The organism is Actinophytocola sp., from assembly GCF_050699935.1.
In the GTDB taxonomy this organism is placed as follows: domain Bacteria; phylum Actinomycetota; class Actinomycetes; order Mycobacteriales; family Pseudonocardiaceae; genus Actinophytocola.
Window position 1 is genome coordinate 1 of record NZ_JBOHGB010000069.1, and the last position, 26,673, is coordinate 26,673.

Consider the following 26,673-nt stretch of genomic DNA (forward strand, 5'->3'; position numbering starts at 1 on the left):
GGCGCAGCGCCTCGATGGCGGCCTCGCTGGCCGCCGCGCCGGCGCCGCCGGACCCGTACCCGTCGGCGACGGCGAGCACGCGCTGCCCGGCGTAGGCCCGGTCCTGGTTGGTGTCGCGGACCAGGCCGCGATCGGTCCGCACGGCGTAGCGAATGGCGAGCGGGGGCGGTGTGTCGGGCATTGGGGTGTCCTTTCTGGACAGATGGTCGACGAGGAAGGCGGCGAGGTCCCGCCGGGCCGCGGTCTGCGCCTCCACCTGGCGCCAGTACCCGGCGACGGCCGCCGCGGCCTCGGTGGCCGGCAGGTCGCAGACCTCCCTGATCCGCGCGAGCGGCATGCCGAGCCGCCGCAGCCACGCCACCAGCCGGGCCCGCTCCAACTGCTCGGGCTCGTAGAGCCGGTATCCGCTCACCGGGTCGACCCGGGCCGGGCGCAGCAGCCCCAGCTCGTCGTAGAGCCGCAGCGCCTTCGGCGAGAGCCGAGACGCCCTGGCGAACGTGCCGATGGTCAGCGACACCGCACACCTCCTCGGGATGGACATCCGCCACGTTGCGGCCTCCCCCATGGTGAGGGTCAAGCACGCGAAAATGTCGGTGGCTCGAGGCATGATGGGGCCCGTGCTGCTCGTCGACGTCGTTCAGACCTCCGCCGCCGTGTCGGCCACCCGGTCGCGGCTGGCCAAGGTCGAGGCGCTCGCGGGGCTCCTGCGGCGGGCCGGCCCGCACATCGGCACGGTCGTCGGGTTCCTGGCCGGCACACCGCGGCAGGGCCGTATCGGCGCGGGGTGGCGGACCCTGGTCGACCTCGACGTACCGCCCGCAGCCGAGCCGTCACTGACGGTCGAGGGCGTCGACCGGGCCTTCGACGACGTGGCGGCGACCAGCGGGAAGGGGTCCGCGCAGCGGCGCTCGGAGCTGCTGAAGGCCCTGTTCGGCGCGGGCACCATCCAGGAGCAGCGGTTCCTGCTGCACCTGCTCACCGGCGAGCTGCGCCAGGGCGCGCTCGAGGGCGTCATGCTCGACGCGATCGCCGCCGCGGCGGGCGTCGGCAAGGAGGCCGTGCGCCGGGCGTTCATGCTTTCCGGCCGACTGCCGGCCACGGCCGAGGCCGCGCTGCGCGGCGGCGAGGCGGCGCTGGGCGAGTTCGGGCTGGAGCTCGGCCGGCCGCTCCGGCCCATGCTCGCCTCCCCTGGCGAGTCGCTCACGGAGGCGCTGACCGGCGCGGTGGTGGTCGAGTACAAGCTCGACGGCGCGCGCATCCAGGTGCACAAGAACGGCGACGACGTGCACATCTACACCCGCACGCTGCGCGAGATCACGAGATCGGTCCCCGAGCTGGTCGAGCTGGTCCGCGCGCTGCCGGCGAGCCGCACGGTCCTCGACGGCGAGACGCTCGCGCTCAGGGACGACGGCCGGCCGCGCCCGTTCCAGGAGACGATGAGCCGCTTCGGCGCCACCAGTGAGCGCGAGCTGCTGCTGCACCCGTACTTCTTCGACTGCGTCCACCTCGACGGCACCGACCTCGTCGACGCCCCGCTCCGCGAGCGCAACGTGGCCCTGCACAAGGCGGTCGGCCACACCCTGGTCATCCCGGGCCGACTGGAACCCACGCCGGAGGAGGCCGAGGACGTGCTGTCGGCCGCGCTCGAGGCGGGGCACGAGGGCGTCGTCGTCAAGGACCTCGACTCCACCTACCAGGCCGGCCGGCGGGGCAAGGCGTGGCGCAAGGTCAAGCCCGTGCACACGCTGGACCTGGTCGTCCTGGCCGCGGAGTGGGGGCACGGCCGGCGCACCGGCTACCTGTCCAACCTCCACCTCGGCGCCCGCGACCCCGACGGCGGCCCGCCGGTCATGGTCGGCAAGACCTTCAAGGGCCTCACCGACGAGCTGCTGGCCTGGCAGACGGCGGAGTTCCCGAAGTACGAGGACCACCGCAGCGACTGGGCCGTCCACCTCCGCCCGCACCTCGTCGTCGAGATCGCGCTCGACGGTGTGCAGGTCAGCTCGCGCTACGCCGGGGGTGTCGCCCTGCGCTTCGCCCGCGTGGTCCGTTACCGGCCGGACAAGGGGCCGCCCGAGGCCGACACCATCGACACTGTCCGGAGCATGCTCCCGGGCGGCGGCGCCTAGGCTCGTAACGTGCGATTTCTCAACGACACACCGGCCCACGACCTGACCTACGACGACGTCTTCCTGGTGCCGAACCGCTCGTCGGTCGAGTCCCGGTTCGACGTCGACCTGTCCACATCGGACGGTACGGGTGCGACGATCCCGGTCGTGGTGGCCAACATGACCGCGGTCGCCGGCCGCCGGATGGCCGAGACGATGGCCCGCCGCGGCGGGCTCGTCGTGCTGCCGCAGGACGTCGACCCCGCCGTGGTGGCCGGCATCGTCACCTGGGTGAAGTCCCGGCACACCGTCTGGGACACCCCGCTCGTGCTCACCCCGGGCGACGCCGTGGCCGACGCGCTGAACCTGCTGCCCAAGCGCGCACACGGGGCGGTCGTCGTGGTCGACCAGGGCGGACGGCCGGTCGGCGTCGTCGACGAGGACGCCTGCGCGGGGGTCGACCGGTTCACCCGGGTCGGCGAGGTCGCGGAGCGCGAGCTGGTCACCATGCCGATGGCCACACCGCCGCGCGAGGTCTTCGACCGGCTGCACGGCCGCACCGCCCGCATCGCGCTCGGCGTCGACGAGGCCGGCCGGCTCGCCGGCGTGCTCACCGAGGTCGGCGCGCTGCGTGCCGAGTTGTACCGGCCGGCCGTCGACGCGCGCGGGAGGCTGCGGGTCGCGGCCGCCATCGGGGTCAACGGCGACGTGGCCGCCAAGGCCACGGCCCTGCTCGAGGCCGACATCGACACGCTCGTCGTGGACACCGCACACGGCCACCAGGAGAAGATGCTCGCCGCGCTCAAGGCCGTCCGCTCGACGGATCCGGGTGTGCCGGTGGTGGCCGGCAACGTGGTCACCGCCGAGGGCGTGCGTGACCTGGTGGAGGCCGGCGCGGACGTGGTCAAGGTCGGCGTCGGGCCGGGCGCCATGTGCACGACCCGGATGATGACCGGCGTCGGCCGGCCGCAGTTCTCCTCCGTGCTCGAGTGCGCCCACGCGGCCCGCGAGCTCGGCCGGCGGGTGTGGGCCGACGGCGGCGTCCGGCACCCGCGCGACGTGGCGCTCGCGCTCGCCGCCGGCGCGTCCAGCGTGATGGTCGGCTCCTGGTTCGCCGGCACCTACGAGTCGCCCGGCGACCTACAGCGCGACGAGCAGGGCCAGCCGTACAAGGAGTCGTTCGGCATGGCCTCCAAGCGCGCGGTCACCGCCCGCACCCGCGGCGACGGCGCGTTCGACCGGGCCCGCAAGGCGCTGTTCGAGGAGGGCATCTCCACCTCGCGGATGCGGCTGAACCCGGCTGCCCCGAGCGTGGAGGACCTGCTCGACTCGATCTGCTCGGGCGTGCGCTCGGCGTGCACCTACACCGGCGCCCGGACGTTGGAGGAGTTCCACGACAGGGCGGTCGTGGGCGTCCAGTCCGCGTCCGGGTTCGCCGAGGGCGCGCCGCTACCGATCGGCTGGTAGCCGAAACCGCAGCGGCAGCACCACGATCTGCCCGAACAGGCCCAGCTCCAGCACGTACAGCAGCCGCTGGAACAGCCCGTTGAGCTCCCGCATGAACTCCGGCATCACGTTGAAGTGGCTGCCGATGAACACGACGACCAGTATCGAGGTGACGATCGCGTTGGCGGACAACCACTTCCGGTACGAGGCGAGGTAGCCCACGTCGACGAGCAGGCGTGCCAGCAGGAACGCCGCGATCGGCACGCAGAAGAACACCACCCCGGCCGCGTACCGGTGGATCTGCGCGGAGGTCGACAACGACTCGCCGAGGTCCGTCGGGAAGATCGCCGCGAGCAGCGAGGCGAGCACCGCGAGCGACAGCGCCAGCCGCAGCGAACCCGTGCCGAGCAAGCGAATCGCGGCCAGGCCGACCATCGCGCCGAGGCCGGCCACGCACATGCACAGCACGGCGGCGCCGAACATCCAGCCGACGCCCGGGACGAACACGTAGTCGGACATCGTCGTGTCCAGCACGCTCATCCGCGGCCACGCGACGGCGGTCACCTGCGCCATGAACAGCAGCGAGCAGACGATGCCGGCGAGGCCGAGCCGGGCGGCGAAGGTCGACGGTCGCGGCGCGGTCGCGGCCGGAAGGCGCGCGGCCGTCCGGTTCCGGGTCAGCACGAGATCGGTCACGGGGTAAACCGTCTCGTGTGGAGGGGCCCCCGAACCATCCGGGAAACACCCGAAATGACCCGGGGGCTACCCCTACTCCGGCCTCAGGATGCGTGGTCCTCCAGCATCTCGGTGACGAGCGCCGCGATCGGCGAGCGCTCCGAGCGGGTCAGCGTGACGTGCGCGAACAGCGGGTGACCCTTGAGTTTCTCGATCACCGCCGCGATGCCGTCGTGCCGGCCCACCCTCAGGTTGTCCCGCTGCGCCACGTCGTGGGTGAGCACCACCCGCGACCCGGTGCCCAGCCGGGACAGCACGGTCAGCAGCACGTTGCGCTCCAGCGACTGCGCCTCGTCGACGATCACGAACGAGTCGTGCAGCGAGCGGCCGCGGATGTGGGTCAGCGGGAGCACCTCGAGCATGCCGCGGTCGAGCACCTCCTCGATCACGGCCCTGCTGACCAGCGCGCCGAGCGTGTCGAAGACCGCCTGCGCCCACGGCTGCATCTTCTCGCTCTCCGAGCCGGGCAGGTAGCCGATCTCCTGGCCGCCGACCGCGTAGACCGGCCGGAAGACCACGACCTTGCGATGCAGCCCGCGCTCCATGACCGCCTCGAGGCCGGCGCACAGGGCGAGCGCGGACTTGCCGGTGCCGGCCCGGCCGCCCAGCGAGACGATGCCGACCTCCTGGTCGAGCAGCAGGTCGAGCGCGATCCGCTGCTCGGCGGAGCGGCCGTGCAGGCCGAACGCCTCGCGGTCGCCGCGCACGAGCCGGACCTGCTTGTCCTTGGTGACCCGGCCGAGCGCGCTCGCCGAGGGTGCGATCAGCCGCAGGCCGGTGTTGCACGGGTAGTCGGCGGCGGTCGCCGCGGACCCCTCGCCGCCGTACCCGGCGAGGTCGATCTCACCGTCGCGGTACAGGCCGTCCAGTGCCTCGGCCGGCACCTCGACGTCGGCCATCCCGGTCCAGCCGGACGGGGTGACCTCCTGGGCGCGGTACTCGTCGGCGTCCAGGCCGACCGCCGCCGCCCGGACGCGCAGTGGGATGTCCTTGGTGACCAGCGTGACGCCCGCCGCGTCGGCGGCGAGGTTGAGCGCGCAGGCGAGGATCCGGGCGTCGTTGGAGTCGGTCCGGAAGCCGGGCGGGAGCACGCCCGGGTCGGAGTGGTTCAGCTCCACGTGCAGCGAGCCGCCGGCCGTGCCGATGGGGATCGGCTTGTCCAGCCGGCCGTGCCGTTGTCGCAGGTCGTCGAGCAGTCGGAGAGCCTCCCTGGCGAACCAGCCGAGTTCGGAGTGGTGCCGCTTGCCCTCGAGCTCACCGATCACGACGAGCGGGAGGACGACCGCGTGCTCGGCGAACCGGGTCACCGCCCACGGGTCGGAGAGCAGCACGGACGTGTCGAGAACGTAGGTACGGCGCTGGTCACCCGGGCCTCCAGAGGAACGCGATGCGGTCACGGCAACTCCCAGGCGAACGCGACACCCACGTCCGCTGCTCGTAGGGCCAGGCACCCGCCCAGGCTGGGCGATCAGGTCAGCGTCGAGAACCTCCTCGACGCCGGCCGCGTCGCCCACGAGGGCCGGGTGCCGGCCCTCTCGATCGTCGCCATCACGACCTGGGCCTCCCGGAACGGGCCGCGTGGGGCACGACCCGTCACTTCGGACGCTACCCGCGGTCGCGGTTACCCGACAGGCAGCCACGCAGGTGATTTTCGTTTCGTGACCGCACGTGCAGATGCCAACCACGGCTACACGGAGTGATCATCGTTAGTGGCCTGGGGTATCCGTCGGACGGGCGACCAGACCGGCCGCTCGCGGCCCGCTCAGCCCGCTGACCAGGCATGGCACGCCACCAGGCGCCCCCGCGATGATCACTGAAAAGAATCGGCTAATCATCTGGGAAACCAGAAGTGGTGAAAATGAAGAAATCTGTAACACGATGGAGTATTGGACAACGCGAACTGATTCGTTTCCGAGTAGGTTGGTCGCGACGGAGTGCAAGCAACGGACCCCGTGAAGTTTCCCGAAACCCCCATTGTTGAAGGAGATGGAAACGTGCTGAAGAAGGTTGGCGTGGTCGCCGCTGCCGCCATCGGGATGTCGATGATCGCCGCCCCGGCGATCGCCACCGCGAACCCGATCGACGATGCGGACCTGCCGGGCATCCTGGTGGAGGAGGGCACGACCCCGACGTTCGGGGACGCCTACAACACCTTCATCCTCGGCGGCGGGGCCCTCGGCACCGGTGCCGCGGCCCTGGTCGCCGGCGCCTACACGGGCATCGCCACGACCCCGGCGCTGATCGCGACCTCGTTCGCCAACGCCGGCTGAACCCGCCCTGACGAACGACGAGGGCTCGGAATTGCATTTCCGAACCCTCGTCGTTCGTGCTTTTCTCAGGATCCGAAACGGCGGTGCCGAATCGCGTAGTCGCGCAGCGCCCGCAGGAAGTCGGTACGCCGGAAATCGGGCCAGTACGCCTCGCAGAACCAGAACTCGGAATGCGCGGACTGCCAGAGCAGGAACCCGGACAGCCGCTGCTCGCCGGAGGTCCGGATGACGAGGTCCGGATCCGGCTGGCCCGAGGTGTACAGGTGCTCGGCGATGTGGTCGACATCGAGGACCTCGACCAGCTCCTCGATGGTCGTGCCCTCCTCGGCGTGCTGCTGGAGCAGCTTGCGCACGGCGTCCGCGATCTCCCGGCGACCGCCGTAACCGACCGCGATGTTGACCTCCATCCCGCCCCGGCTCTCCGTACGCCGCGCCGCGGCGACGACCCGCGTCGCGGTCTCGTCCGGGAGCACGTCCAGTGCCCCGATGATCCGCAGCCGCCAGGGGTTGCCGTCATCGGCGAGCTCGTCGACGACGCCCTCGATGACCTTGAGGAGCGGCCCGAGCTCCTCCCGTGGGCGCATCACGTTGTCCGTGGAGAGCAGCCACAGGGTGACCACGTCGACGTGGGCCTCGCGGCACCAGCTCAGCAGCTCGGCGATGCGCCGCGCACCCGCGACGTAGCCGTCGGCGACGTCGGTGAACCCGGCCTCGCGGGCCCACCGTCTGTTGCCGTCGAGCACGACCCCGACGTGGCGGGGACGGCGCCCGGCGGCCTGCTTGATGAGCCGCCTGTCGTACAGGCCGTAGACGAGTTTCGAGGCTTTCCTGCGGAATCTCCGCCAGACGGATGTCACGTCCTCGCAGGGTACGCCGCCCCCGAGCGGGAGGGGCACACTGGAAGCATGCGGCGAACCGACATCGATCCGCGGTGGCAGGACCTCTCGGTGATCGAGCGGCTCGTGCGGGAGGCGCGCACGATCGGGGTCGTCGGGCTCTCCGCGGATCCCGGCCGGCCGAGCCACGGTGTCGCGCGCTACCTGCGCCGGTCGGGCCTGCGGATCCTGCCGGTCAACCCGAGACTGTCCGCATGGGAGGGTCTGCCGGTGTACGCGTCGCTCGCCGACGTGCCGGAGCCGGTGGACATCGTGGACGTGTTCCGGCGCCCGGAGCACGTACCCGCGATCGCCCGCGACGCGGTCGCCATCGGGGCCGGCGCACTGTGGCTGCAGCTGGGCGTGCTCAGCGAGGAGGGCGCCGCGATCGCCGCCGAGGGCGGGCTGGACGTGGTGATGGACCGCTGCCTCGCGGTCGAGCACCGGGAGGTCGTCGGCTGGTCGTGAGGCCGTTCACGTCTCGCCTGCGACCAAACTTACGGTCCCGTAGCCTGAACCCGTGCCCGCCGCGACGCTGAAGCCCCCGCCGCCCCAGCACTACAAACCGCGTCTGCGCGGCGTACTCCACTACTGGTCGTTCCTGGCGTCGGTCGCCACCGGCGCGACGCTGATCTCCGTGTCCGCGGCGACCGTCTCGGCGACCGCGGGCTGGGCCACGGCCGTGTACGGCGCGACCGTGCTCGGGCTGTTCGGCGTCAGCGCGCTGTACCACCGGCGGTGGTGGGTGAGCCTGCGGATGCGGGCGTGGATGAAGCGCCTCGACCACTCGATGATCTTCCTGTTCATCGCCGGGACGTACACCCCGTTCACCCTGCTGGCGATGCCCCAGCCGACGGGCTACATCGTGCTGAGCGTGGTGTGGGGCGGCGCGCTGTTGGGTGTGGCGCTGAAGCTGCTGTGGCCGCACGCGCCCCGCTGGCTGGGCACGCCGATCTACATCGCACTGGGCTGGGTGGCCGTGTTCGTGCTGCCGGACCTGCTGCACCACGCGGGCGTGGCGGCCCTGGTCCTGCTCCTCGTGGGCGGCGCCTTCTACACCCTGGGCGCGGTCTTCTACGCGACCCGCTGGCCCAACCCGTGGCCACGCGTCTTCGGCCACCACGAGTTCTTCCACGCGGCCACCGTCCTGGCCGCCCTCTCCCACTACATCGCGATCTGGCTCGCCATCTACGCGTGATTCGGCCGCCAGCGACACGGGTCGTGTCGCCGGCGGTTGGGCTTACAGGTCCGGGCCCTGGGTGCGGAGGTCGTCGACCTTGGACATGGCCTCGCGGAGGGAGCTGAGCCACTCCTCCGCGTGCTCGCCCACCAGGCGGACGGCCCACGCCAGCGCCTCCGACCGCGAGCGGGCGACGCCCGCGTCGACCAGTGTGTCGAGGATGAGTCGCTCCTCCTGCCGCAGCCGGGTCATCACCGGTACGGACAGGGTCGTGAACAGCTCCTCGGTGCTACCGACCTTGGCGCCCCACGCCACCTTGCGCCCGTACCGGTGCTCGGCCTGGCGCGCGATCTCGATCCGCTCGTCGCGCGTCTCCTCCCGGAACCGGCTGATCCGGCCCGACTCGGCGGCGGCCCGCGCGGCGTCGTCCGCGAACTCGCCTTCGAGTGGCGGCAGCTGCCCGACGACGGTGATCTCCTCCCGGTCGACCACGACCATCGGCGCCTCGGTGAACCACCCGTCCGGCAGCCGCCCGGAGAACCAGGCGGACGCGTCGTCCGCGGACGGGAGGTCGGCCTGCTGCCAGCCTCCGCGCCCGCGACCACGCGGCCCACCCCAACCGCGCCCCGGACCCCAGCGATGCCCTCTCGACCCCATGAAATCCACCCCGCACCTTCCAAACATGGCAGCCTCCCAATCGGCTGACTTACATGATTACAAGGTTACGCGCGATGCGCGCGAGCGCCAGCAGGTTCGCCCGTGGCGGAACTCGAGGACGGGAGAGCAGGACGGGAACACGGCGCTGACCTGGCCATATGACAGCTGGAGTGCGGGCGGTGTGGCCTCCGGCCCCCCCCGAGATCCAGCGTACGGGGTGTCACCGACGGTTTTGGCTGGCCGGCGGCGCGGCCTGTGGACAGCTCCGCCTGGTCGCGTTCACGTCGGCGGCGTGCCGGTCATCGGCCGGCGGCACGAGCCGTCAGCGCAGGGTCATGACCAGTTCGCCGACCTCCGTGACCGGTCGGTCGCACACGTAGCCGTGGCACACGTAGGCCGCGGCCAGCCCGTCCACCAGCGGGCGGTCCGCCAGCAGGGGCGCGTCGTCGGGGGCGCCGGCCAGGACCACGGCTCCGCCGGGTGCGTGCCGCAGGGCCGCGTCGACCAGCGCGTCCCGCCGGGAGTCCCCGACCGGCCCGACGACGGCGACCTGCAGCGGGCCCCGCACCAACGCCTCCACCACCGACAGCCAGTGCCCCGCGAACCTCGGTGCCCGGGACGCCAGCATCCCCGCGCGCGCCACCGCCCGCTCGGCCGCCGTCCGGTACTCGCTCGCGCGGTCCGGGCCCACCAGCGCCGACGCCGTCAGCAGCGCGCCGGCGGTGGCCGACGCGCCCGACGGGCTCGCGTTGTCGCTCGGGTCGGACGGCCGCCACACCAGCTCGTCGGCGTCGTCCGCGGTGTCGTGGAACGCACCCTCGGCCGACGAGTCCGCGAAGTGGGCCAGCGCCGTGTCCAGCAGGCCGGTCGCCGCGTCGAGCCAGCGCCGCTCGCCCGTGGCCTGGTGCAGGGCCAGCAGGCCGTCGGCCAGGCAGCCGTAGTCCTCCAGCACACCGGCGGCCGTACCGGCGACGCCGTCGCGCGAGGCCCGGCGCAGCCGGCCGTCGACCAGGTGTACGTCGGTGGCCAGGGTCGCCGCGGCGGACGCGGCCGCGACCCAGTCGGGGACGCCGAACGCGGCGCCCGCGTAGGCCAGGGCGCCGATCGCCAAGCCGTTCCAGGCCGTGACCACCTTGTCGTCGAGGCCCGGCTGCGGGCGGGCGTCCCGCGCGATCAGCAGCCGCTCACGCACCCGCGCCCACCGCGCCGGCACCTCGGGCTCACGCAGCATGCGCAACGTCGACGTGCCGTGCTCGAACGTGCCGGACTCCGTCACGCCGAGCAGGTCCGCTGCCCACTCGCCGTCGTCGGCACCCAGCACCTCGGTCAGCTGCTCGGGCGTCCATGCGTAGGTCAGCCCCTCGACCCCGTCGGTGTCCGCGTCGAGCGACGCGGCGAAGCCGCCCTCGGCGGTGCGCAGCCGGCGCAGCAGGAACTCCGCGGTCTGCGACGCGACCTCGCGGTACTGCGGCGAGGCCGTGCGCAGCGTGAGGTGTGCGTACAGCCGCAGCAGCAAGGCGTTGTCGTACAACATCTTCTCGAAGTGCGGCACCACCCAGGCGGGGTCCACACTGTACCGCGCGAAGCCGCCGTCGAGCTGGTCGTAGATGCCGCCGCTCGCCATCGCGTGCGCCGTGCCCTCCACAATGGACAGCGCCTCGACCGAGCCGGTGCGCTCGTGGTGGCGCAGCAGGAACTCCAGCACCATCGACGGCGGGAACTTCGGCGCGGAGCCGAAGCCGCCGTGCTTGCGGTCGTACTCGGGCAGCATCGACAGCGCCGCGCCCTCGAGCACGTCCTCGTCCACAGTGGACTCCGGTAGCGCTGCGGTCTGCTTCGCCAGCTCGTCGACGACCCGGGTGCCGGCCTCGCGCACCTCCGAGTCCCGGTTGGTCCACGCCTCGTCGACCGCGGTGAGCAGCTGGCGGAACGACGGCATCCCGGGCCGGGGCGCGGGCGGGTAGTAGGTACCGCAGTGGAACGGCGCGCCGTCCGGCGTCAGGAAGCACGTCATCGGCCAGCCGCCCTGGCCGGTCATCGCCTGCGTCGCGGTCATGTAGACCGCGTCGACGTCGGGCCGCTCCTCCCGGTCCACCTTGATGTTGACGAACTTCTCGTTCATCAGCTCGGCGGTCTCGTCGTCGGCGAAGGACTCGTGCGCCATCACGTGGCACCAGTGGCACGCCGCGTAGCCGACGGACAGCAGGATCGGCACGTCGCGGCGTCGCGCCTCGGCGAACGCCTCGTCCGACCACGGCCACCAGTCGACCGGGTTGTCGGAGTGTTGCAGCAGGTACGGGCTCGTCGCGTCGGCCAGCCTGTTCGCCATGCCTCCAGCCTCTCAGACGCCCGCGCGGCCGCGCCCCCTAGGTCTTCGGACCGTCGGCGGAGTCCTGCTCCCCGTTCGACGGCGGCGCGGCCTCGGCCCTCTCGTCCGGCTCCTTCTCCGGCCGCTCGCCGGCCTCCGGCGGGTCGAAGCTGGGCGGGACGCGCTTGAGGTGCTTGGTCATCGAGCGGACCAGGAAGGCCACCGCGACGAAGAACAGCAGGAGCACGAGCAGACCGACCGGGGAGGACTTGCCGAAGTCCTCGCCCTGCCCACCCGGCTCCGCCGGCGGCGTCGTCGGCTGGGCGACCAGGGCCACCGTGCCGGCGGCCTGGTCAGGGCCCGCAAGCGTCATGCAGTTACCTTCTCGCTGATCCCGGAGAACAGGTCATCCTCCGGTAATGTCGTGTCCACAAGGGACCGCACCAGCTCGTACTCCTCGTACGGCCACACGTCCCGCTGCACCTCCAGCGGCACCGCGAACCACCGGCTGTTGGGGTCGATCTGCGTGGCGTGGGCCAGCAGCGCGGCGTCCCTCTGCTCGAAGTATTCCCCACATTGGATCCGCGTCGTCACCCGGTCGGCCACATCGCCGCGCTTCTCGTCCCACTTCTCGAGCCACTCCGTGTACGGCGACTCCAGGCCGCGCGCCAGCAGCGCGTCGTGCATGGCCTGCATCCGCGTGCGGGAGAAGCCGTGGGAGTAGTACAGCTTCAGCGGCGTCCACGGGTCACCGGTCTCCGGGTACAGGTCCGGGTCGCCGGCAGCGTCGAACGCCGCGACCGACACCTCGTGGCAGCGGATGTGGTCCGGGTGCGGGTAGCCGCCGTTCTCGTCGTAGGTGATGACCACGTGCGGCTTCAGCTCGCGCATCAGCCGGACCAGCGGCGGCGCCGACTCCTCGATCGGCACCAGCGCGAAGCAACCGTCCGGCAGCGGCGGCGTCGGGTCGCCCTGCGGCAGCCCGGAGTCGACGAAGCCCAGCCAGCTGTGCCGCACGCCGAGGATCTCCACCGCGCGCGCCATCTCCTTGCGGCGGTACTCGTTCATGTTCGCGACCACCTCGGGGCGCTCCATCGCGGGGTTGAGGATGTCGCCGCGCTCACCGCCGGTGCAGGTCACGACCATGACGTCGTGGCCCTCGGCCACGTACTTGGCCATGGTGGCCGCGCCCTTGCTCGACTCGTCGTCCGGATGCGCGTGCACCGTCATCAGCCGCAGCTTCTCCGCCATGTTCCCGTCCCTCCCTGACGCTCACCCCGGGCAGGCGACGTCGGGCGCCTGCCGGATACTCAGTCTGGTTGTTCGAACCAAGCCGGCCGGGTGCATTGTTCCCGGCTGGACCGACATTTCCGGTGGAGGGTCAGCGTGACCGCGTCTGGCGGAGCCTTGCTGGAGGATCGGTACGGCAAGCGGCCGCGCAGGACGTCGCGGCGGACGTACTGGATCCTCGGCGCCTGCGCGCTCCTCCTCGGCGGCGCCGTCGCCTGGATCGGCTACACGAACCTCGGCACGGCGCCGATCGAGACGCAGGAGGTCGGCTTCGACGACCTCGACGGCGACGCCATGCGCTTCACCTTCGAGATCACCCGCGACACCCCGCAGCGGCCGGCCGTGTGCATCGTGCGGACGCGCGTGCGCAGTGGTGCCGAGGGCGGCCGCCGGGAGGTTCTGGTCCCGCCCGGCCCGCCCTCGACGCGGGTCACGACCACCATCAGGAGCAGCGAGGAACCGGTCACCGCTGACGTGTTCGGCTGCTCATATCAGGTTCCGCCGTACCTGTCCACGGACCTGCCGCCATCAGGGTGAACTGGCGGGCGTCCCGCAGATAAAGGAGACAAATCGGACAGGGCCATTCGGCCGACCGTGATATCCTGGCGTACCTGCACGGCCCCAGGCGGGCCGTGTTTTTCCGTTCCGGGTGTTCGCCGCCGCCCGGGAACTACCGGCCCGAATCCGCGGGATCCGGAAGTATGAGCGAGGAGTTGGTGACCGTGAGCGACACCAAGGTGACCTGGTTGACCCAGGAGGCCTACAACCGGCTCAAGCAGGAGCTTGACGAGCTCGTTGACAATCGCCCGGTTATCGCCGCGAAGATCAACGCGAGCCGGGAGGAAGGTGACCTCAAGGAGAACGGGGGTTACCACGCGGCGCGCGAGGAGCAGGGGCAGGCGGAGGCCCGCATCCGGCACCTGCAGGAGCTACTGCGCAACGCCAAGGTCGGCGAGGCGCCGCCGGACGACGGTCTGGCCGAGCCCGGCATGGTGCTCACGATCCGCTACGAGGGCGACGACGAGACCGAGAGGTTCCTACTCGCCACCCGCGAGGAGGGGGCCGAGGGCAAGCTCGAGGTGTACTCACCGGAGTCACCCCTGGGCAAGGCACTGCTGGGTGCCAAGGAGGGCGAGTCCCGTTCCTACGAGCTGCCGAACGGCAACACGCAGCAGGTGACCCTGGTGAAGGCGGTGCCTTACGCCGGCTGACCGTCCGGGTCGGCCACCCGTTCCAGCAGCGGACGCACCCGCGGCGGGATCGGCGTGGACAACGCGATCGAGGTCGACGTGCGCTGGACCCAGCGCACGTCGACCACGTCGTCGATGACCCGCTGCAGGTCGGCGTTGGACCGCGCCACCATCCGGACCAGGAGGTCCCCCTCCCCGGTGGTCGCGTGCACCTCGCACACCTCGTCGATGGCGGCCAGCTGCCCGGCGACCTCGGCCCGCTTGCCCTGCGCGATCTCCAGTACCGCGAACGCCGTGAGCCCGTAGCCGATCGCGGCGAGGTCGACGTCCGGCGGGAACCCGCGCAGCACGCCCCGCCGTTCCAGCCGGTCCATCCGCGCCTGGATCGTCCCGCGCGCCACGCCCAGTCGCCGCGAGCACTCCAGCACGCCGAGCCGCGGCTCGTCGGAGAGCAGGAGCAGCAGGCGTGAGTCCAGCGCGTCGAGTGCGTCAACGAGTTCGCTCATCTACACAGAATGCCTCACTCCGTGCACTCCGAGCACGCACATCCTAGGCAGATTGCCCACCGCTGCGAGCGTCGGTTGCACAGACTGTCCTGACGGACGGATCCTGCGGGTACCGCCACGTCAGCAGGGAGGACACGATGACCGGCACCCTCGGCCAGGAGCGCCAGATCGACAGGCAGATCGACGAGGTCAGCTACGACCAGCTGCGTCAGCTCGTCGGGCTCGTCGACTACGACGAGTCGAAGGATCCCTTCCCCGTCCGCGCGATGGACGCCGTGGTGTTCGTCGCCGGCAACGCGACCCAGACCGCGTGGTTCTACCAGGCCGCGTTCGGCATGCGCCTCGTCGCCTACTCGGGTCCGGAGACCGGCAACCGCGACCACAGGTCGTTCGTGCTCAGGTCCGGCTCGGCCCGCTTCGTGATCAACGGCGGCGTGGCCCCGGACAGCCCGCTGCACGACCACCACCGCACGCACGGCGACGGCGTGGTCGACCTCGCGCTCGAGGTGGCCGACGTCGACCGGTGCATCGCGCACGCGCGCGCCCACGGCGCGACCGTCCTCGAGGAGCCGAACGACGTCTCGGACGAGCACGGCACGATCCGGCGCGCGGCGATCGCGACATACGGCCAGACCCGCCACACGCTGATCGACCGCTCCCGCTACAACGGGCCCTACCTGCCCGGATACGTGGCCCGGGAGTCCCCGACGCCGCGCCGCAAGCGGCTGTTCCAGGCCGTCGACCACTGCGTCGGCAACGTCGAGCTCGGCCGGATGGACCACTGGGTCGAGTTCTACAACCGGGTCATGGGCTTCGTGAACATGGCGGAGTTCGTCGGCGACGACATCGCCACCGACTACTCCGCGCTGATGAGCAAGGTCGTGTCCAACGGCAACCACCGCGTCAAGTTCCCGCTCAACGAGCCGGCGATCGCACAGAAGAAGTCGCAGATCGACGAGTACCTCGAGTTCTACGGCGGCCCCGGCTGCCAGCACATCGCCCTCGCCACGAACGACATCATCGCGACGGTCACCGCGATGCGCGAGGCAGGCGTCGAGTTCCTGAACACGCCCGACTCGTACTACGACGACCCGGAGCTGCGCGCCCGGATCGGCGAGGTGCGGGTGCCGATCGAGACGCTCAAGGAGCACCGGATCCTGGTGGACCGGGACGAGGACGGCTACCTGCTGCAGATCTTCACCAAGCCGATCGGCGACCGGCCGACCGTGTTCTACGAGCTCATCGAGCGGCACGGCTCGCTCGGCTTCGGCAAGGGCAACTTCAAGGCGCTGTTCGAGGCCATCGAACGAGAGCAGGCGCGCCGCGGCAACCTCTGACGGATGTCCGTTCGGCACGTGCCGGTGACGTCGCCCCCCACCACGTCACCGGCACGGCACCTCACCCCCAGTGCCGCCAAGGATCGCAGGCGCCGCTAACAAGCCACTAACACGAGCACGGACGGCATCCCTCGCAAGCGATCCACACGAGAATTCCGGTCCGGGTATTCTCGTTCGCAGACGGCGTATGGATGGGGTAAAGGCATGGCGGTCGGGTCACGGGTCGCGGGAATGCTCCCGCTTGCGGGAGCGTCGTTGGCCGCGGTGGCGCTGGCCGGGGTGGCGGTGTTCAGCGTCCACCAGGCGGGCTGCGGCGACCCGGGTCGCTACGTCCAGCGCGACGACGGGCAGGTCGAGCTGGTCGGCAGCTGCGTCGACCCCGCCCAGCTGCCGCCCGCCCAGCAGACACGCAAGCAGCAGGAGCCGGCCGAGCCCGCGCTCAACGAGCTGACCAACAGCGACCCGGTCGCGCCGTAGCGACCGGCGTCAGCCGAGCGCCGCCAGCAGGTCCTGCACCAGGTCGGCACCGTCCTCGATGCCGACGGACAGCCGCAGCACGTCGCCCGGCACCTGCAGCGGCGAGCCCGTGGTGCTGGCGTGCGTCATCCGGCCCGGGTGCTCGATCAGCGACTCGACGCCGCCGAGGGACTCACCCAGGATGAACAGCTTCGTGCGGCCCGCGACCTCCAGGGCCGCCTCCTCGCCGCCCGCCACCGCGAACGACACCATCCCGCCGAACCGCCGCATCTGCTTGGCGGCCAGCTCGTGACCGGGGTGGTCGGGCAGGCCCGGGTAGTAGACCTTGGTTACCCGCGGGTGGCCGAGCAGTGCCTCGACGACCCGCTCGGCGTTGTCGCTGTGCCGCTCCATCCGCAGCGCCAGCGTCTTCGCGCCGCGCAGCGTGAGCCACGCGTCGAACGGGCCGGGCACGCCGCCGGACGCGTTGCGCAGGAAGTCGAACTGCTCGTGCAGCTCGGCGTCCGACGTGATGAGCGCACCGCCGACGACGTCGGAGTGGCCGCCGAGGTACTTGGTCGTCGAGTGCAGCACGACGTCGGCGCCGAGGCCGAGCGGGGACTGCAGGTAGGGCGTGGCGAACGTGTTGTCCACGACCAGCTTCGCGCCGGCCTCCGCGGCCACGTCGGACAGCGCCGCGATGTCGGCGATGCCGAGCAGCGGGTTGGTCGGCGTCTCGCACCAGATGACCTTGGTGCTCGGCCGGATCGCGGCGTGCGCGGCGCCGGTGTCGGCCAGGTCGACGGTCGTGTACTCGACGCCCCAACTCGTGAGGACCTTGTCCAGCAGCCGGAACGTGCCGCCGTACGCGTCGCCGCCGAGGATGACGTGGTCACCGGGGCGGGTCAGCGCCCGCAGCGCCACGTCGGACGCGGCCATGCCAGACGCGAACGCGAGCCCGTGCCGGCCGCCCTCCAGCGAGGCGAGCGACTCCTCGAGCGCGGTGCGGGTCGGGTTGGCGGTACGGGAGTACTCGTAGCCGCCCTCGCGCAGCCCCCCGACGCCGTCCTGGGCGAACGTGGACGTCGCGTAGATCGGCACGATGACCGAGCCGGTTCGCGGATCGGGCCGCTGACCTGCGTGGATGGCCCTGGTCTCGAAACCCCACCGGCTCGTGTCGGCTGCCTTGTCGTCTGCCACGGCCACAGGTTATTACCCCTCACCGACGCGCCCAGCATCTGGGAAGCGAATCTCGCCCGTCATCACGTTCAACGTCGCGCGGCATGCGAATAGTTCACAGCGAGACGCCGGCGGGCGGACCCACCGGCGTCTCGTTCGCTCTCACCTCACCACTGCTGCGGCGGGCCACCCTGCTGCGGGGGCTGGCCGAAACCGCCGCCCTGCTGGGGACCCTGCTGCGGAGGCGGCTGGCCGAAGCCACCCGGGGGCGGTCCGCCGAAGCCCTGCGGCGGCTGGCCGAAGCCGCCGGCCTGACCGCCGCCGGGCTGGCCGAAACCACCGGCCGGCGGGCCACCGAAGCCGCCACCGGGACCGCCCAGCACCGACTCGCCGCCGAGGAACTTCTTGGTCTGCGGGATGAACGCGAGCGCGCCCACCGCCCCGACGATGATGCCGCCGATGAGCGACCAGACCGGCACGTTCGGCAGGTCCCCGTCCGGGAAGTCGCTGATCGCGATGAGGTACGCGATCCCGGCGATCAGCATCAGGCCGCCGGCGCCCGCGGTGACCATGCCGGCCAGCTTGTGCTTGAGGTAGATCAGCACACCGCCGCCGATGGCACCGGCGGCGCCGATCAGCGCCACGATCGTCCACAGCCACAGCGTGCCGGGCGACGGGAGGCCGGCCGCCTCGAGGTCCGCGTCGGACGCGCCCTCTAGCTCGTTGGAGTAGTCGCTGAGGTCACCGAAGTCCGTGAACGCCATGATCGCGACCAGCAGACCGAACAGGGCCACGAGACCGGCGAGGCCCCACGCGATCATCTGCGTGTTCTGGCCCTGGCCACCGAACGACGGACCGCGGCCGAGCCCCTGCTGCTGCGCGAACCCGCCGGGCGGCGGGCCGTAGCCGGGCGGCGGCTGCTGCCCGAAACCTGGCGGCGGCGTCTGCGGTTGCTGCTGGCCGAAACCTCCCGGCTGCTGGCCGAACCCGCCGGGCGGCGGGCCGTAGCCGGGTGGCGGCTGCTGGCCGAAACCACCCTGGTGCTGCCCGAAACCGCCGGGCCCCTGGGGATCCGCGCCAGGCGGCGGGGCGTACGGCGGCTGCTGGGGCGGCATCGAGCCGGGCGGCACCATCTGTGTGGCGTCGGTACCGCCCTGCTGCTGCCCGTAGCCGGCCGGCGGCACGACCTGCGTCGCGTCGCCACCGGGGCGCTGCCCGGGCTGGATCGCCTGCGTGCGCTCGACGCCGTCGGCGCCGACCTGACCGGGCCCGGGCTGACCGGGGTGGATCGCCTGCGTCGGACCGGGCGCCGAGTGTGGGTTGTCCTGTTGTGGCGGCTGGCCGGGACGCTGCTCCTGGCTTTGCTCACCTTCCCCCTGCTGTGGTGGCGGGCCGCCCTGCCACGGTTGGTTCGGCGGCTGAGGAGAGCTCATCGGGTTCCAACCCCTTCGAAAAGTCCAACTAGATTTGCGTTCGCGCCAACGCTAGTGCATGGTGCGCACGTTTGCCGGCAGCGGCCCAAGCGCCGCGACCTGCTTACCGACCTGCTCGGTATCGATGTTCGCTCCGCAAGCTCCGCTCAGCGTCAACGATCGCTCCGCAAGCTCCGCTCAGCGTCAACGATCGCTCCGCAAGCTCCGCTCAGCGGCCGGCGAGGAAGCCCAGCAGATCCTGGCGCGTCACGACGCCGGCGGGCTTGCCGTCGAGCAGCACCAGTGCGCCGTCGGCCGCCGCCAGTGCGGTCATCGCCGCGTTCACCTGCTCACCTGCGCCGATGGTGGGCAGCGGGGGCGACATGTGGTTCTCCAGCCGGTCGGCGAGCGCCGCCTTCCCGGTGAACAGCGCGTCCAGCAGGTCCCGCTCGTTGACCGCGCCGACGACCTCGGCCGCCATGACCGGCGGTTCCGCGTTGACCACCGGCATCTGGCTCACGCCGAACTCGCGCAGGATCGCCACCGCGTCGGCCACCGTCTCGTTCGGGTGCGCGTGCACCAGCGCCGGCATCGCGCCACCGGAGCCCTTGCGCCGCAGCACGTCGCCGACCGTCGCGCCGGAGTGCTCGGGCGGCAGGAATCCGTAGGAGGCCATCCAGTCGTCGTTGAACACCTTCGACAGGTAGCCGCGGCCGCCGTCGGGCAGCAGCACGACGACCACGTCGTCCGGGCCGAGGTCCTTGGCCAGCCGGATCGCCGCGGCCGCCGCCATCCCGCAGGAACCGCCGACCAGCAACCCCTCCTCGCGGGCGAGCCGGCGGGTCACGTCGAACGACTCGGCGTCGGACACCGCGATGATCACGTCGGCGACCGTCTTGTCGTAGGTCTTCGGCCAGAAGTCCTCGCCGACGCCCTCGACCAGGTACGGCCGGCCGGAGCCGCCGGAGTACACCGAGCCCTCCGGGTCGGCGCCGACGATCTTGACCCGGCCGCCGGAGATCTCCTTGAGGTAGCGGCCGGTGCCGGTGATCGTGCCGCCGGTGCCGACACCCGCGACGAAGTGGGTGATCCGGCCCTCGGTCTGCCGCCACAGCTCCGGACCGGTCGAGTGGTAGTGGCTCTCCGGGTTCGCCGGGTTGGAGTACTGGTCGGGCTTCCACGCGTTCTCGATCTCGGTGACGAGCCGGTCGGACACGTTGTAGTAGGAGTCCGGGTGCTCCGGCGGGACCGCGGTCGGGCACACGACGACCTCGGCGCCGTAGGCCTTGAGCGTGTTCCGCTTGTCCTCGCTGACCTTGTCGGGGCAGACGAACACGCAGCGGTAGCCCTTGCGCTGCGCCACCATGGCCAGGCCGACGCCGGTGTTGCCGGAGGTCGGCTCCACGATCGTGCCGCCGGGTTTGAGCTCACCGGAGCGCTCGGCCGCCTCGACCATGCGCAGCGCGATGCGGTCCTTCACGCTGCCGCCGGGGTTGAAGTACTCGACCTTGGCGAGCACCGTGGCCGGCAGGCCCTCGGCCAGCGCGTTCAGCTTGACCAACGGCGTGTTGCCCACCAGATCGACGACGTGCTCGACGTACTCCACGTGTGCTCCTTTGTTCCCGAGTACCCCCCGGCACCTCGCGCGAGCCTAGCGAGCCGCCCGCGTACCACGTCCCGTGGCGGTTCGGCCACCGGTCTCGAGCCCACCTCGAGTCCGATCCTAGTGACGTGGCACACACTGCGATCGAGCTTCCGGACACGCCTCGGTAGCGATGTATTGAAAGAACCGGGGACCGTGCGGGCTCGTCCCATCTAATAGGAGGTGTGGCGATGGCTGGGATGCGACTCGTTCGGGCGTTGGTGCTCGGTGCCGGCTCGGTCGGCGGACTGTCCGGCGCGGCGTACGGCCTGCTCAACGGCCAGTCGCGGCGGGCTCGCTCGATGATCGGCAAGGCCACCGGGCTGCCGCTCAACGCCGACGGCGTGTACCTGCCGGACGGCACCGGCCCCGTCACCGACGAGCCGCACGACGCCCTCACCCTCGCCGTGCTCGGCGACTCCCTCGCCGCGGGCCTCGGCGCGGAGACCGAGGACCGGCTGCCCAGTGTGCACCTGGCGCGCGGGCTGGCCGAGGAGGCGGACCGCCCGGTCCGGCTGACCACGCACGCGATCAGCGGCTCCCGCACCTCCGACCTCGACGAGCAGGTCGACGTCGCGCTGATCAGCCCGCCGGACCTGGCGCTGGTCATCGTCGGCGGCAACGACGTGACCTCGCGGATGCGCGTCGGCACGTCGGCCGAGCTGCTCGCCGCGCAGGTCGGGCGACTGGCGCGGGCGGGTACGACGGTGGTCGTCGGCACCTGCCCGGACCTGGACGCCATCACGCCGATCCCGCAGCCGCTGCGCGCGATCGCGTCCCACTGGGGGCTCGCCCTGGCCCGCGCGCAGCGCCGCGAGCTGGACCGGATCGGTGTCCGGTCGGTGTCGCTCGCCGCGCTGGTGTCGCCGGAGTTCCGGCACCGGGCGGACGAGCTGTTCAGCGGCGACCGGTTCCATCCCAACGGCGCGGGCTACGAGCTCGCGGCGAGCGTGCTGCTGGGACCGCTGTGTGATGCTGCCGGCTTGACCAGGGGCTGGGAGCCGCTTCCCGCGTAGCCTCTTGGTCAGCGAGCGTCTGACGAAGGAGTTGCGCCATGCCAGAGGCGGTCATCGTGTCCGCGGCCCGTTCGCCGATCGGGAGGGCCAACAAGGGATCGCTGGTCGACATCCGGCCGGACGACCTCGCCGCGCAGATCGTGCGGGCGGCGTTGGACAAGGTGCCGGGGCTGGACCCCACCGACCTCGACGACCTCATGCTGGGCTGCGGCCTGCCGGGCGGCGAGCAGGGCTTCAACATGGGCCGCGCGGTAGCGGTCGAGCTCGGCTACGACCACCTGCCCGGCTGCACGATCACCCGGTACTGCTCGTCGAGCCTGCAGACCACGCGGATGGCCTTCCACGCGATCAAGGCCGGCGAGGGCTCGGCGTTCGTCAGCGCCGGCGTGGAGGCCGTGTCGCGGTACGCCAAGGGCAGCTCGGACAGCTGGCCGGACACGCACAACCCGCTGTTCGAGCAGGCCGAGGCACGCACCGCAACGGCGGCCGCCGAGGGCGCGACCGAGTGGCACGACCCGCGCGAGGACGGCTCGGTGCCGGACGTGTACCTCGCGATGGGCCAGACCGCGGAGAACCTCGCGCTCGCGAAGAACGTCTCCCGTGAGGACATGGACCACTTCGGCGTGCGCTCGCAGAACCTGGCGGAGGAGGCGATCAAGTCCGGCTTCTGGGCGCGCGAGATCACGCCGGTGACGCTGCCCGACGGCCGCGTGGTCGACACCGACGACGGCCCGCGCCCGGGCGTGACGTACGCGAAGACGTCCACTTTGGACCCGGTGTTCCGCCCGAACGGCCGGGTGACGGCCGGCAACTGCTGCCCGCTCAACGACGGCGCCGCCGCGCTCGTGGTCATGTCGGACGAGAAGGCCCGCGAGCTCGGACTCACCCCGCTCGCGCGCATCGTGTCGACCGGTGTCTCCGCGCTGTCGCCGGAGATCATGGGCCTGGGCCCGGTCGAGGCGTCGCGCCGAGCGCTGGCGCTGGCCGGCATGACGATCGGCGACATGGACCTGGTCGAGATCAACGAGGCGTTCGCGGCGCAGGTGATCCCGTCCTACCGCGACCTGGAGATCCCGTTGGAGAAGCTGAACGTCAACGGCGGCGCGATCGCGGTGGGCCACCCGTTCGGCATGACGGGCGCCCGGATCACCACGACGCTCATCAACTCCCTGCAGTGGCACGACAAGCAGTTCGGCCTGGAGACGATGTGCGTGGGCGGCGGCCAGGGCATGGCGATGGTCCTCGAGCGCCTGAGCTGACTAGCCCGCCTCCCCGGAATTCAAAGTGTGGGTTGCGTTCCGGCAAACAGTGCTGGTAAGAGGTCGAATTGTGGCTGGTTCCCGTCACGGTCCCCTGAGGTTACGTTGGCCGGTCCAAGACCCTCGCCGGTCCACGAACGAGGCGCCGGCGAAGGTGCGGTGGCGTTCGCGAGCCAGCGACAGTACATCAGCTTCTACGTGCTGCGCACGGATGTCCGCAAGGCGTTCGAGGAGCGGCTCGCCGGGCACGACATGGGCAAGGGCTGCCTACGTTTCCGCAAACCGGAGCAGATCGACTTCGACCTGGTGCGCGACCTGCTCCGCGCCACGGCCGCCGAGCCGGGCACCATCTGCGGACCGCTCTAGTAGGCGCCGCAGCGCTCGGGCTGACCAACGGAACCTCAGGGGACCGTGACCGCAGCCGACCACGATCAACCGCCCATCCGCACCATCCGCTGGAACGCAACCCACACGTTTGATTCCGGGGAGGCGGACCAGCCCTCACACGCTCGGGGCGATCCGGGTGGCCGCGGTGATCATGCGGTCGAACGCGTCGCCGTCCTTCGGGTCGTACAGGCCGGCGAGGAGCTTGAGCACCAGCTTCATCAGCGTGGTGCGCGGCAGCCCGTACTTCGTCGCCGTCCGCATCACCACCGGGTTGCCGATCAGCCGGCTGAAGATGTTGCCCAGCCGGTAGTACGAGCCCAGCGCCTGCCTGAGCGCCAGCGGGTAGCCGGCGAGCGCGCGCTCCCGCGACGGTCCCTCCGGCCGCGCCAGCGCCTGCACGACGCACTCGGCCGCGAGCCGGGCCGACTCCATCGCGTACCCGATGCCCTCGCCGTTGAACGGGTTCACCATGCCGCCCGCGTCACCGACCAGCAACAGCCCGCGCGCGTAGTGCGGCGTCCGGTTGAACCCCATCGGCAGCGCCGCGCCCCCGACCCGACCGACCGCGTTGTGCTCGCGGAAGCCCCACTCCTCGGGCGTACCGTCCAACCAGGACCGCAGCAGCGCGCGGTAGTCGGTCTTCCCGAACGCCTTCGACGTGGACAGGATCCCCAGCCCGACGTTGACCGTGCCGTCGCCCATGCCGAAGATCCAGCCGTACCCGGGCAGCAGCCTCGGCTCGGCCGGGTCGGCGCGGTCCCACAGCTCCAGGTGCGACTCGAGGAAGTCGTCCTTCGAGCGCGGCGACGCGTAGTACCGCCGCACCGCGACCCCCATCGGCCGGCTCTCGATCTTCTCGAGCCCCACCGACAGCGCGAGCCGCGCCGACACGCCGTCGCAGGCCAGCACGACCGGCGCGCGGTAGGACACCGGCTGGCGCTGCGGGCCGACCTTCGCCGCGACGCCCTCGACCCGCCCGGTCCGCTCGTCGAGCACCGCGCCCGTGACGGTGGTGCGCTCGAGCAGCCGGGCGCCGGCCCGCTGCGCGGTGCGGGCCAGCAGCTCGTCGAAGTCCATTCGGGTGCGCACCACGCCGTACGGCGGGAAGGTCGCCAGGTCCGGCCAGTCCAGCTCCAGCGTCACGCCGCCGCCGACCACCCGCAGGCCCCTGTTGTGCAGCCAGCCGGCCTCCTCGCGGGTGTCGATGCCCAGGTCGATCAGCTGCTTGACCCCGCGCGGGGTGAGGCCATCGCCGCAGACCTTCTCGCGCGGGAACGTGCTCTTCTCCAGCAGTAGCACGTCGAGCCCGGCGCGGGCCAGGTACGTCGCCGCGGTCGCCCCGGCGGGTCCGGCGCCGACGACGATGACCTCGGCGTCCTCGGTTGCCTTGCGTCGGCTCATCCGGCGGCTCCTCAGGGGCGGCTTGTGAAAACGTTCACGAACTCGCCGCCATTCTACGGCCCGGCCCGGCGACCCGGCCGTCCTCGCGATCCGGTCACGAGGCCGCGGCCGGCTTCTCCGGCGGCCGGACCGCACGGTGCAGGGCGACCACGCCGAGCGTCAGGTTCAGCCACTCGACCTCGTCCCAGCCGGCCTCGGCGACCAGCCGCGCGAGCGTCACCTGGTCATGCCAGTCGCGCATGGACTCCGCCAGGTACGCGTAGGCCTCCTTGTTCGAGGAGAACGGCCGGGTTACCCGCGGCAGCAGCCGCAGCACGACGTTGTGGTGCAGCCACCGGATCGGCCGCCACACCGGCTGCGACACCTCGCAGACGACCAGCCGCCCGCCCGGCCGCACGACCCGGCACATCTCCCGCAGCGCGGCGACCGTGTCGTTCATGTTGCGCAGGCCGAAGCTGACCGTCACCGCATCGAACGAGCCATCGGCGAACGGCAGGTGGAAGGCGTCGGCGGCGACCTTCGGGACGTCGCGGTGCGCGCCGCCGTGCAGCATGCCCAGCGAGAAGTCCGCGGCCACGCACCACGCGCCGGACCGGGCGTACTCGACGGTCGACACGGCCGTGCCGGCGGCGAGGTCGAGGATCCGCTCGCCCGGCCTCCCGTCGAGGACTCTTCGGGTCGACCACCGCCAGCGCCGGTCGAAGCCCAGCGTCATCACGGAGTTGGTCCGGTCGTAGCCCTTGGCCACGCCGTCGAACATCCGGGCCACGTCTCGGGGGTCCTTGTCCAAGCCGGCACGAGGCATGCCCAGACCCTACGACCAGCCGGCCGGTATCGCGGCACTGACCTGCTCGTAGTGGCCGAGCAGCTCGTCGCACACCGCGGGCCAGGTGCGGTCCAGCACCGACTCGCGCGCCGCCGCGCCGAGCATCCGCCGCACCGCACGCGGCCGCAGGTGCTCCACAGTGGACCGGAGTCCCGCGGCGAACCGGTCGTCGTAGGGGTCGAGCAGGAACCCGGTCCGGCCGTGCGTCACCAGGTCGCGCGGGCCGCCCGCGCGAGGCGCCACGACCGGCAGGCCGGACGCGAGCGCCTCCTGGACGGCCTGGCAGAACGTCTCGTGTGGACCGGTGTGCACGAACACGTCGAGGCTCGCGTACGCGGCGGCGAGCTCGCGGCCGGTGCGGAAGCCGAGGAACGCCGCGTCCGGCAGTAGCCCGCGCAGCGCCGGCTCCGCCGGTCCCGCGCCGACGACCACCACCCGCACGCCCGGCATGCCGTGCAGCGCGGCGAGTCGGTGCACCTCCTTCTCCGGCGCGAGCCGCCCCACGTAGCCGGCGAGCAGCTCACCGTGCGGCGCCAGCCGATCGCGCAGCCGCGGGTCGGCGTGCCAGGGGGCGAACAGCTCGGCGTCCACGCCGCGCGCCCACCGGTGCACCCGCGGCACGCCGTGCCCGGTCAGCGCCGCCACGGACGCGAGCGAGGGGGCGAGCGTGCGGTCCGCGAGGCCGTGCAGCCGGCGGATCCACCGCCAGGCCGCGCCGGCGCCGTGCCGCAGGCCGTAGGCGGCGGCGAACCCGGCGACGTCGGTCTGGTACACGGCCACCGTCGGCACACCGAGCCGCCGGGCCGCACGCAGGCCCGCGGCGCCGAGCACGAACGGCGAGGCGAGGTGCACGACGTCCGGCGCGAACTCCGCCAGCGCGGCGTACACCTTCGGGGACGGCACGCCGATCGGCAGCGAGCTGATCACCGGCAGGTCGACCGCGCGCACCCGGCGCACCGGGGCGTGCAGGTAGCGCCGTGGCCCCGCCGTTCCCGGTGCCACGACGAGCGCCTCGTGCCCGCGCGCATGGAGATGCTCCACCACGCGGAGAACCGAGTTCGTCACGCCATTCACCTGCGGCAGGAAGCTCTCCGTGACGATGGCGACTCGCACGGCCACACGGTCTCAGGCCAGCTGCCGTACCCGGCGAACGCCGACATGACGCCCCAGCGAACAGTGCCCGAACCCCTGTA

The 26,673-nt window shown here is 71.8% G+C and carries 27 protein-coding genes; 12 read left to right on the forward strand and 15 right to left on the reverse strand.

Annotated features, from left to right (window positions below):
• Window positions 1-517: MerR family transcriptional regulator (locus tag ACRDTB_RS21715; protein ID WP_431432987.1), on the reverse strand; the 517-nt coding region annotated here is incomplete at its 3' end.
• A gap of 100 nt (window positions 518-617) precedes the next feature.
• Between ACRDTB_RS21715 and ACRDTB_RS21720 the strand changes: the two genes are divergently transcribed.
• Both ACRDTB_RS21720 and ACRDTB_RS21725 read left to right on the forward strand, forming a co-directional pair.
• On the forward strand, window positions 618-2,129 hold the full coding sequence (locus ACRDTB_RS21720) for an ATP-dependent DNA ligase (protein ID WP_431432989.1): 1,512 nt from the start codon (window positions 618-620) through the stop codon (window positions 2,127-2,129).
• Between the two features lie 9 nt (window positions 2,130-2,138).
• Window positions 2,139-3,575, forward strand: coding sequence for a GuaB1 family IMP dehydrogenase-related protein (locus ACRDTB_RS21725; RefSeq protein ID WP_431432991.1), 1,437 nt, complete (start codon window positions 2,139-2,141; stop codon window positions 3,573-3,575).
• Here ACRDTB_RS21725 and ACRDTB_RS21730 read toward each other — a convergent pair.
• Entirely contained in the window at window positions 3,558-4,250 is a 693-nt protein-coding gene (locus tag ACRDTB_RS21730) for a DUF998 domain-containing protein (protein WP_431432993.1), read from the reverse strand. The genes ACRDTB_RS21725 and ACRDTB_RS21730 overlap by 18 nt on opposite strands.
• 83 nt (window positions 4,251-4,333) lie before the next feature.
• The gene (locus tag ACRDTB_RS21735) at window positions 4,334-5,686 is read right to left on the reverse strand and encodes a PhoH family protein (RefSeq protein ID WP_431432995.1); all 1,353 of its coding nucleotides are present in this window, start codon (window positions 5,684-5,686) and stop codon (window positions 4,334-4,336) included.
• 597 nt (window positions 5,687-6,283) lie between these two features.
• Here ACRDTB_RS21735 and ACRDTB_RS21740 point away from each other — a divergent pair.
• Window positions 6,284-6,559: a hypothetical protein gene (locus tag ACRDTB_RS21740; RefSeq protein ID WP_431432997.1), complete on the forward strand. Its 276-nt coding sequence runs from the start codon at window positions 6,284-6,286 to the stop codon at window positions 6,557-6,559.
• A gap of 65 nt (window positions 6,560-6,624) precedes the next feature.
• On the opposite strand, the gene ACRDTB_RS21745 is transcribed toward ACRDTB_RS21740, so the two are convergent.
• A complete protein-coding gene (locus tag ACRDTB_RS21745) occupies window positions 6,625-7,416 on the reverse strand; it encodes an isoprenyl transferase (protein ID WP_431432999.1) in 792 nt (263 codons plus the stop codon).
• A gap of 48 nt (window positions 7,417-7,464) precedes the next feature.
• On the opposite strand from ACRDTB_RS21745, the gene ACRDTB_RS21750 reads away from it, so the two are divergent.
• Together ACRDTB_RS21750 and trhA are read left to right on the forward strand one after the other, a co-directional pair.
• The gene (locus ACRDTB_RS21750; RefSeq protein WP_431433001.1) at window positions 7,465-7,902 is read left to right on the forward strand and encodes a CoA-binding protein; all 438 of its coding nucleotides are present in this window, start codon (window positions 7,465-7,467) and stop codon (window positions 7,900-7,902) included.
• A 52-nt stretch (window positions 7,903-7,954) separates the two neighbouring features.
• The gene (trhA, locus tag ACRDTB_RS21755) at window positions 7,955-8,632 is read left to right on the forward strand and encodes a PAQR family membrane homeostasis protein TrhA (protein WP_431433003.1); all 678 of its coding nucleotides are present in this window, start codon (window positions 7,955-7,957) and stop codon (window positions 8,630-8,632) included.
• A 42-nt stretch (window positions 8,633-8,674) separates the two neighbouring features.
• Here the strand turns inward: trhA and ACRDTB_RS21760 are convergent, their stop codons facing one another.
• The 4 genes from ACRDTB_RS21760 to mca form a co-directional block, all read right to left on the reverse strand.
• Entirely contained in the window at window positions 8,675-9,271 is a 597-nt protein-coding gene (locus ACRDTB_RS21760; protein ID WP_431433005.1) for a hypothetical protein, read from the reverse strand.
• Between the two features lie 322 nt (window positions 9,272-9,593).
• Window positions 9,594-11,600, reverse strand: coding sequence for a thioredoxin domain-containing protein (locus ACRDTB_RS21765; protein WP_431433007.1), 2,007 nt, complete (start codon window positions 11,598-11,600; stop codon window positions 9,594-9,596).
• A 37-nt stretch (window positions 11,601-11,637) separates the two neighbouring features.
• Window positions 11,638-11,952: a hypothetical protein gene (locus tag ACRDTB_RS21770; protein WP_431433009.1), complete on the reverse strand. Its 315-nt coding sequence runs from the start codon at window positions 11,950-11,952 to the stop codon at window positions 11,638-11,640.
• Window positions 11,949-12,830 (reverse strand): mycothiol conjugate amidase Mca, encoded by an 882-nt coding sequence (mca, locus tag ACRDTB_RS21775; protein ID WP_431433011.1) that lies wholly within the window; start codon window positions 12,828-12,830, stop codon window positions 11,949-11,951. The genes ACRDTB_RS21770 and mca overlap by 4 nt, the downstream gene beginning before the upstream one ends.
• A 135-nt stretch (window positions 12,831-12,965) precedes the next feature.
• On the opposite strand from mca, the gene ACRDTB_RS21780 reads away from it, so the two are divergent.
• Window positions 12,966-13,406, forward strand: coding sequence for a DUF4307 domain-containing protein (locus tag ACRDTB_RS21780; RefSeq protein WP_431433013.1), 441 nt, complete (start codon window positions 12,966-12,968; stop codon window positions 13,404-13,406).
• Between the two features lie 176 nt (window positions 13,407-13,582).
• Window positions 13,583-14,080: a transcription elongation factor GreA gene (gene greA, locus ACRDTB_RS21785; RefSeq protein ID WP_431433052.1), complete on the forward strand. Its 498-nt coding sequence runs from the start codon at window positions 13,583-13,585 to the stop codon at window positions 14,078-14,080.
• Here the strand turns inward: greA and ACRDTB_RS21790 are convergent.
• Window positions 14,068-14,565 carry an Lrp/AsnC family transcriptional regulator gene (locus ACRDTB_RS21790; protein ID WP_431433015.1) on the reverse strand — a complete coding sequence of 166 codons (498 nt, stop codon included), beginning with the start codon at window positions 14,563-14,565 and terminating at the stop codon, window positions 14,068-14,070. The genes greA and ACRDTB_RS21790 overlap by 13 nt on opposite strands.
• Before the next feature lie 137 nt (window positions 14,566-14,702).
• On the opposite strand from ACRDTB_RS21790, the gene hppD reads away from it, so the two are divergent.
• Window positions 14,703-15,902: a 4-hydroxyphenylpyruvate dioxygenase gene (gene hppD, locus ACRDTB_RS21795; protein WP_431433017.1), complete on the forward strand. Its 1,200-nt coding sequence runs from the start codon at window positions 14,703-14,705 to the stop codon at window positions 15,900-15,902.
• 204 nt (window positions 15,903-16,106) lie between these two features.
• Window positions 16,107-16,379, forward strand: a complete 273-nt coding sequence (locus tag ACRDTB_RS21800) for a hypothetical protein (protein ID WP_431433019.1) — start codon at window positions 16,107-16,109, stop codon at window positions 16,377-16,379.
• Window positions 16,380-16,388: 9 nt separating this feature from the next.
• On the opposite strand, the gene ACRDTB_RS21805 is transcribed toward ACRDTB_RS21800, so the two are convergent.
• The 3 genes from ACRDTB_RS21805 to ACRDTB_RS21815 form a co-directional block, all read right to left on the reverse strand.
• The gene (locus ACRDTB_RS21805) at window positions 16,389-17,558 is read right to left on the reverse strand and encodes a cystathionine gamma-synthase (protein WP_431433021.1); all 1,170 of its coding nucleotides are present in this window, start codon (window positions 17,556-17,558) and stop codon (window positions 16,389-16,391) included.
• A gap of 146 nt (window positions 17,559-17,704) precedes the next feature.
• A complete protein-coding gene (locus tag ACRDTB_RS21810; protein ID WP_431433023.1) occupies window positions 17,705-18,970 on the reverse strand; it encodes a hypothetical protein in 1,266 nt (421 codons plus the stop codon).
• A 208-nt stretch (window positions 18,971-19,178) separates the two neighbouring features.
• Window positions 19,179-20,555, reverse strand: a complete 1,377-nt coding sequence (locus tag ACRDTB_RS21815; RefSeq protein ID WP_431433025.1) for a cystathionine beta-synthase — start codon at window positions 20,553-20,555, stop codon at window positions 19,179-19,181.
• A 227-nt stretch (window positions 20,556-20,782) separates the two neighbouring features.
• On the opposite strand from ACRDTB_RS21815, the gene ACRDTB_RS21820 reads away from it, so the two are divergent.
• The 3 genes from ACRDTB_RS21820 to ACRDTB_RS21830 all read left to right on the forward strand — a co-directional run bounded on the left by ACRDTB_RS21820 (window position 20,783) and on the right by ACRDTB_RS21830 (window position 23,232).
• Window positions 20,783-21,607 carry an SGNH/GDSL hydrolase family protein gene (locus ACRDTB_RS21820; RefSeq protein WP_431433026.1) on the forward strand — a complete coding sequence of 275 codons (825 nt, stop codon included), beginning with the start codon at window positions 20,783-20,785 and terminating at the stop codon, window positions 21,605-21,607.
• A gap of 38 nt (window positions 21,608-21,645) precedes the next feature.
• On the forward strand, window positions 21,646-22,866 hold the full coding sequence (locus ACRDTB_RS21825) for an acetyl-CoA C-acetyltransferase (RefSeq protein WP_431433028.1): 1,221 nt from the start codon (window positions 21,646-21,648) through the stop codon (window positions 22,864-22,866).
• 159 nt (window positions 22,867-23,025) lie between these two features.
• Window positions 23,026-23,232, forward strand: a complete 207-nt coding sequence (locus ACRDTB_RS21830) for a DUF1801 domain-containing protein (RefSeq protein ID WP_431433030.1) — start codon at window positions 23,026-23,028, stop codon at window positions 23,230-23,232.
• A 135-nt stretch (window positions 23,233-23,367) separates the two neighbouring features.
• Here the strand turns inward: ACRDTB_RS21830 and ACRDTB_RS21835 are convergent, their stop codons facing one another.
• The 3 genes from ACRDTB_RS21835 to ACRDTB_RS21845 all read right to left on the reverse strand — a co-directional run bounded on the left by ACRDTB_RS21835 (window position 23,368) and on the right by ACRDTB_RS21845 (window position 26,593).
• Entirely contained in the window at window positions 23,368-24,654 is a 1,287-nt protein-coding gene (locus ACRDTB_RS21835; RefSeq protein ID WP_431433032.1) for a geranylgeranyl reductase family protein, read from the reverse strand.
• A 94-nt stretch (window positions 24,655-24,748) separates the two neighbouring features.
• Window positions 24,749-25,459: a demethylmenaquinone methyltransferase gene (locus ACRDTB_RS21840; protein ID WP_431433033.1), complete on the reverse strand. Its 711-nt coding sequence runs from the start codon at window positions 25,457-25,459 to the stop codon at window positions 24,749-24,751.
• Between the two features lie 9 nt (window positions 25,460-25,468).
• Window positions 25,469-26,593 carry a glycosyltransferase family 4 protein gene (locus tag ACRDTB_RS21845; RefSeq protein ID WP_431433035.1) on the reverse strand — a complete coding sequence of 375 codons (1,125 nt, stop codon included), beginning with the start codon at window positions 26,591-26,593 and terminating at the stop codon, window positions 25,469-25,471.
• Between the last annotated feature and the right edge of the window lie 80 nt (window positions 26,594-26,673).

Excerpts from the sequence above, each read along its gene's own strand:
- ACRDTB_RS21750 (WP_431433001.1), top strand. The coding sequence starts at position 7,465 with ATGCGGCGAACCGACATCGATCCGCGGTGGCAGGACCTCTCGGTGATC.
- ACRDTB_RS21760 (WP_431433005.1), bottom strand. The coding sequence starts at position 9,271 with ATGGGGTCGAGAGGGCATCGCTGGGGTCCGGGGCGCGGTTGGGGTGGG.
- ACRDTB_RS21765 (WP_431433007.1), bottom strand. The coding sequence starts at position 11,600 with ATGGCGAACAGGCTGGCCGACGCGACGAGCCCGTACCTGCTGCAACAC.
- ACRDTB_RS21770 (WP_431433009.1), bottom strand. The coding sequence starts at position 11,952 with ATGACGCTTGCGGGCCCTGACCAGGCCGCCGGCACGGTGGCCCTGGTC.
- mca (WP_431433011.1), bottom strand. The coding sequence starts at position 12,830 with ATGGCGGAGAAGCTGCGGCTGATGACGGTGCACGCGCATCCGGACGAC.
- ACRDTB_RS21790 (WP_431433015.1), bottom strand. The coding sequence starts at position 14,565 with ATGAGCGAACTCGTTGACGCACTCGACGCGCTGGACTCACGCCTGCTG.
- hppD (WP_431433017.1), top strand. The coding sequence starts at position 14,703 with ATGACCGGCACCCTCGGCCAGGAGCGCCAGATCGACAGGCAGATCGAC.
- ACRDTB_RS21800 (WP_431433019.1), top strand. The coding sequence starts at position 16,107 with ATGGCGGTCGGGTCACGGGTCGCGGGAATGCTCCCGCTTGCGGGAGCG.
- ACRDTB_RS21810 (WP_431433023.1), bottom strand. The coding sequence starts at position 18,970 with ATGAGCTCTCCTCAGCCGCCGAACCAACCGTGGCAGGGCGGCCCGCCA.
- ACRDTB_RS21820 (WP_431433026.1), top strand. The coding sequence starts at position 20,783 with ATGGCTGGGATGCGACTCGTTCGGGCGTTGGTGCTCGGTGCCGGCTCG.
- ACRDTB_RS21825 (WP_431433028.1), top strand. The coding sequence starts at position 21,646 with ATGCCAGAGGCGGTCATCGTGTCCGCGGCCCGTTCGCCGATCGGGAGG.
- ACRDTB_RS21835 (WP_431433032.1), bottom strand. The coding sequence starts at position 24,654 with ATGAGCCGACGCAAGGCAACCGAGGACGCCGAGGTCATCGTCGTCGGC.
- ACRDTB_RS21840 (WP_431433033.1), bottom strand. The coding sequence starts at position 25,459 with ATGCCTCGTGCCGGCTTGGACAAGGACCCCCGAGACGTGGCCCGGATG.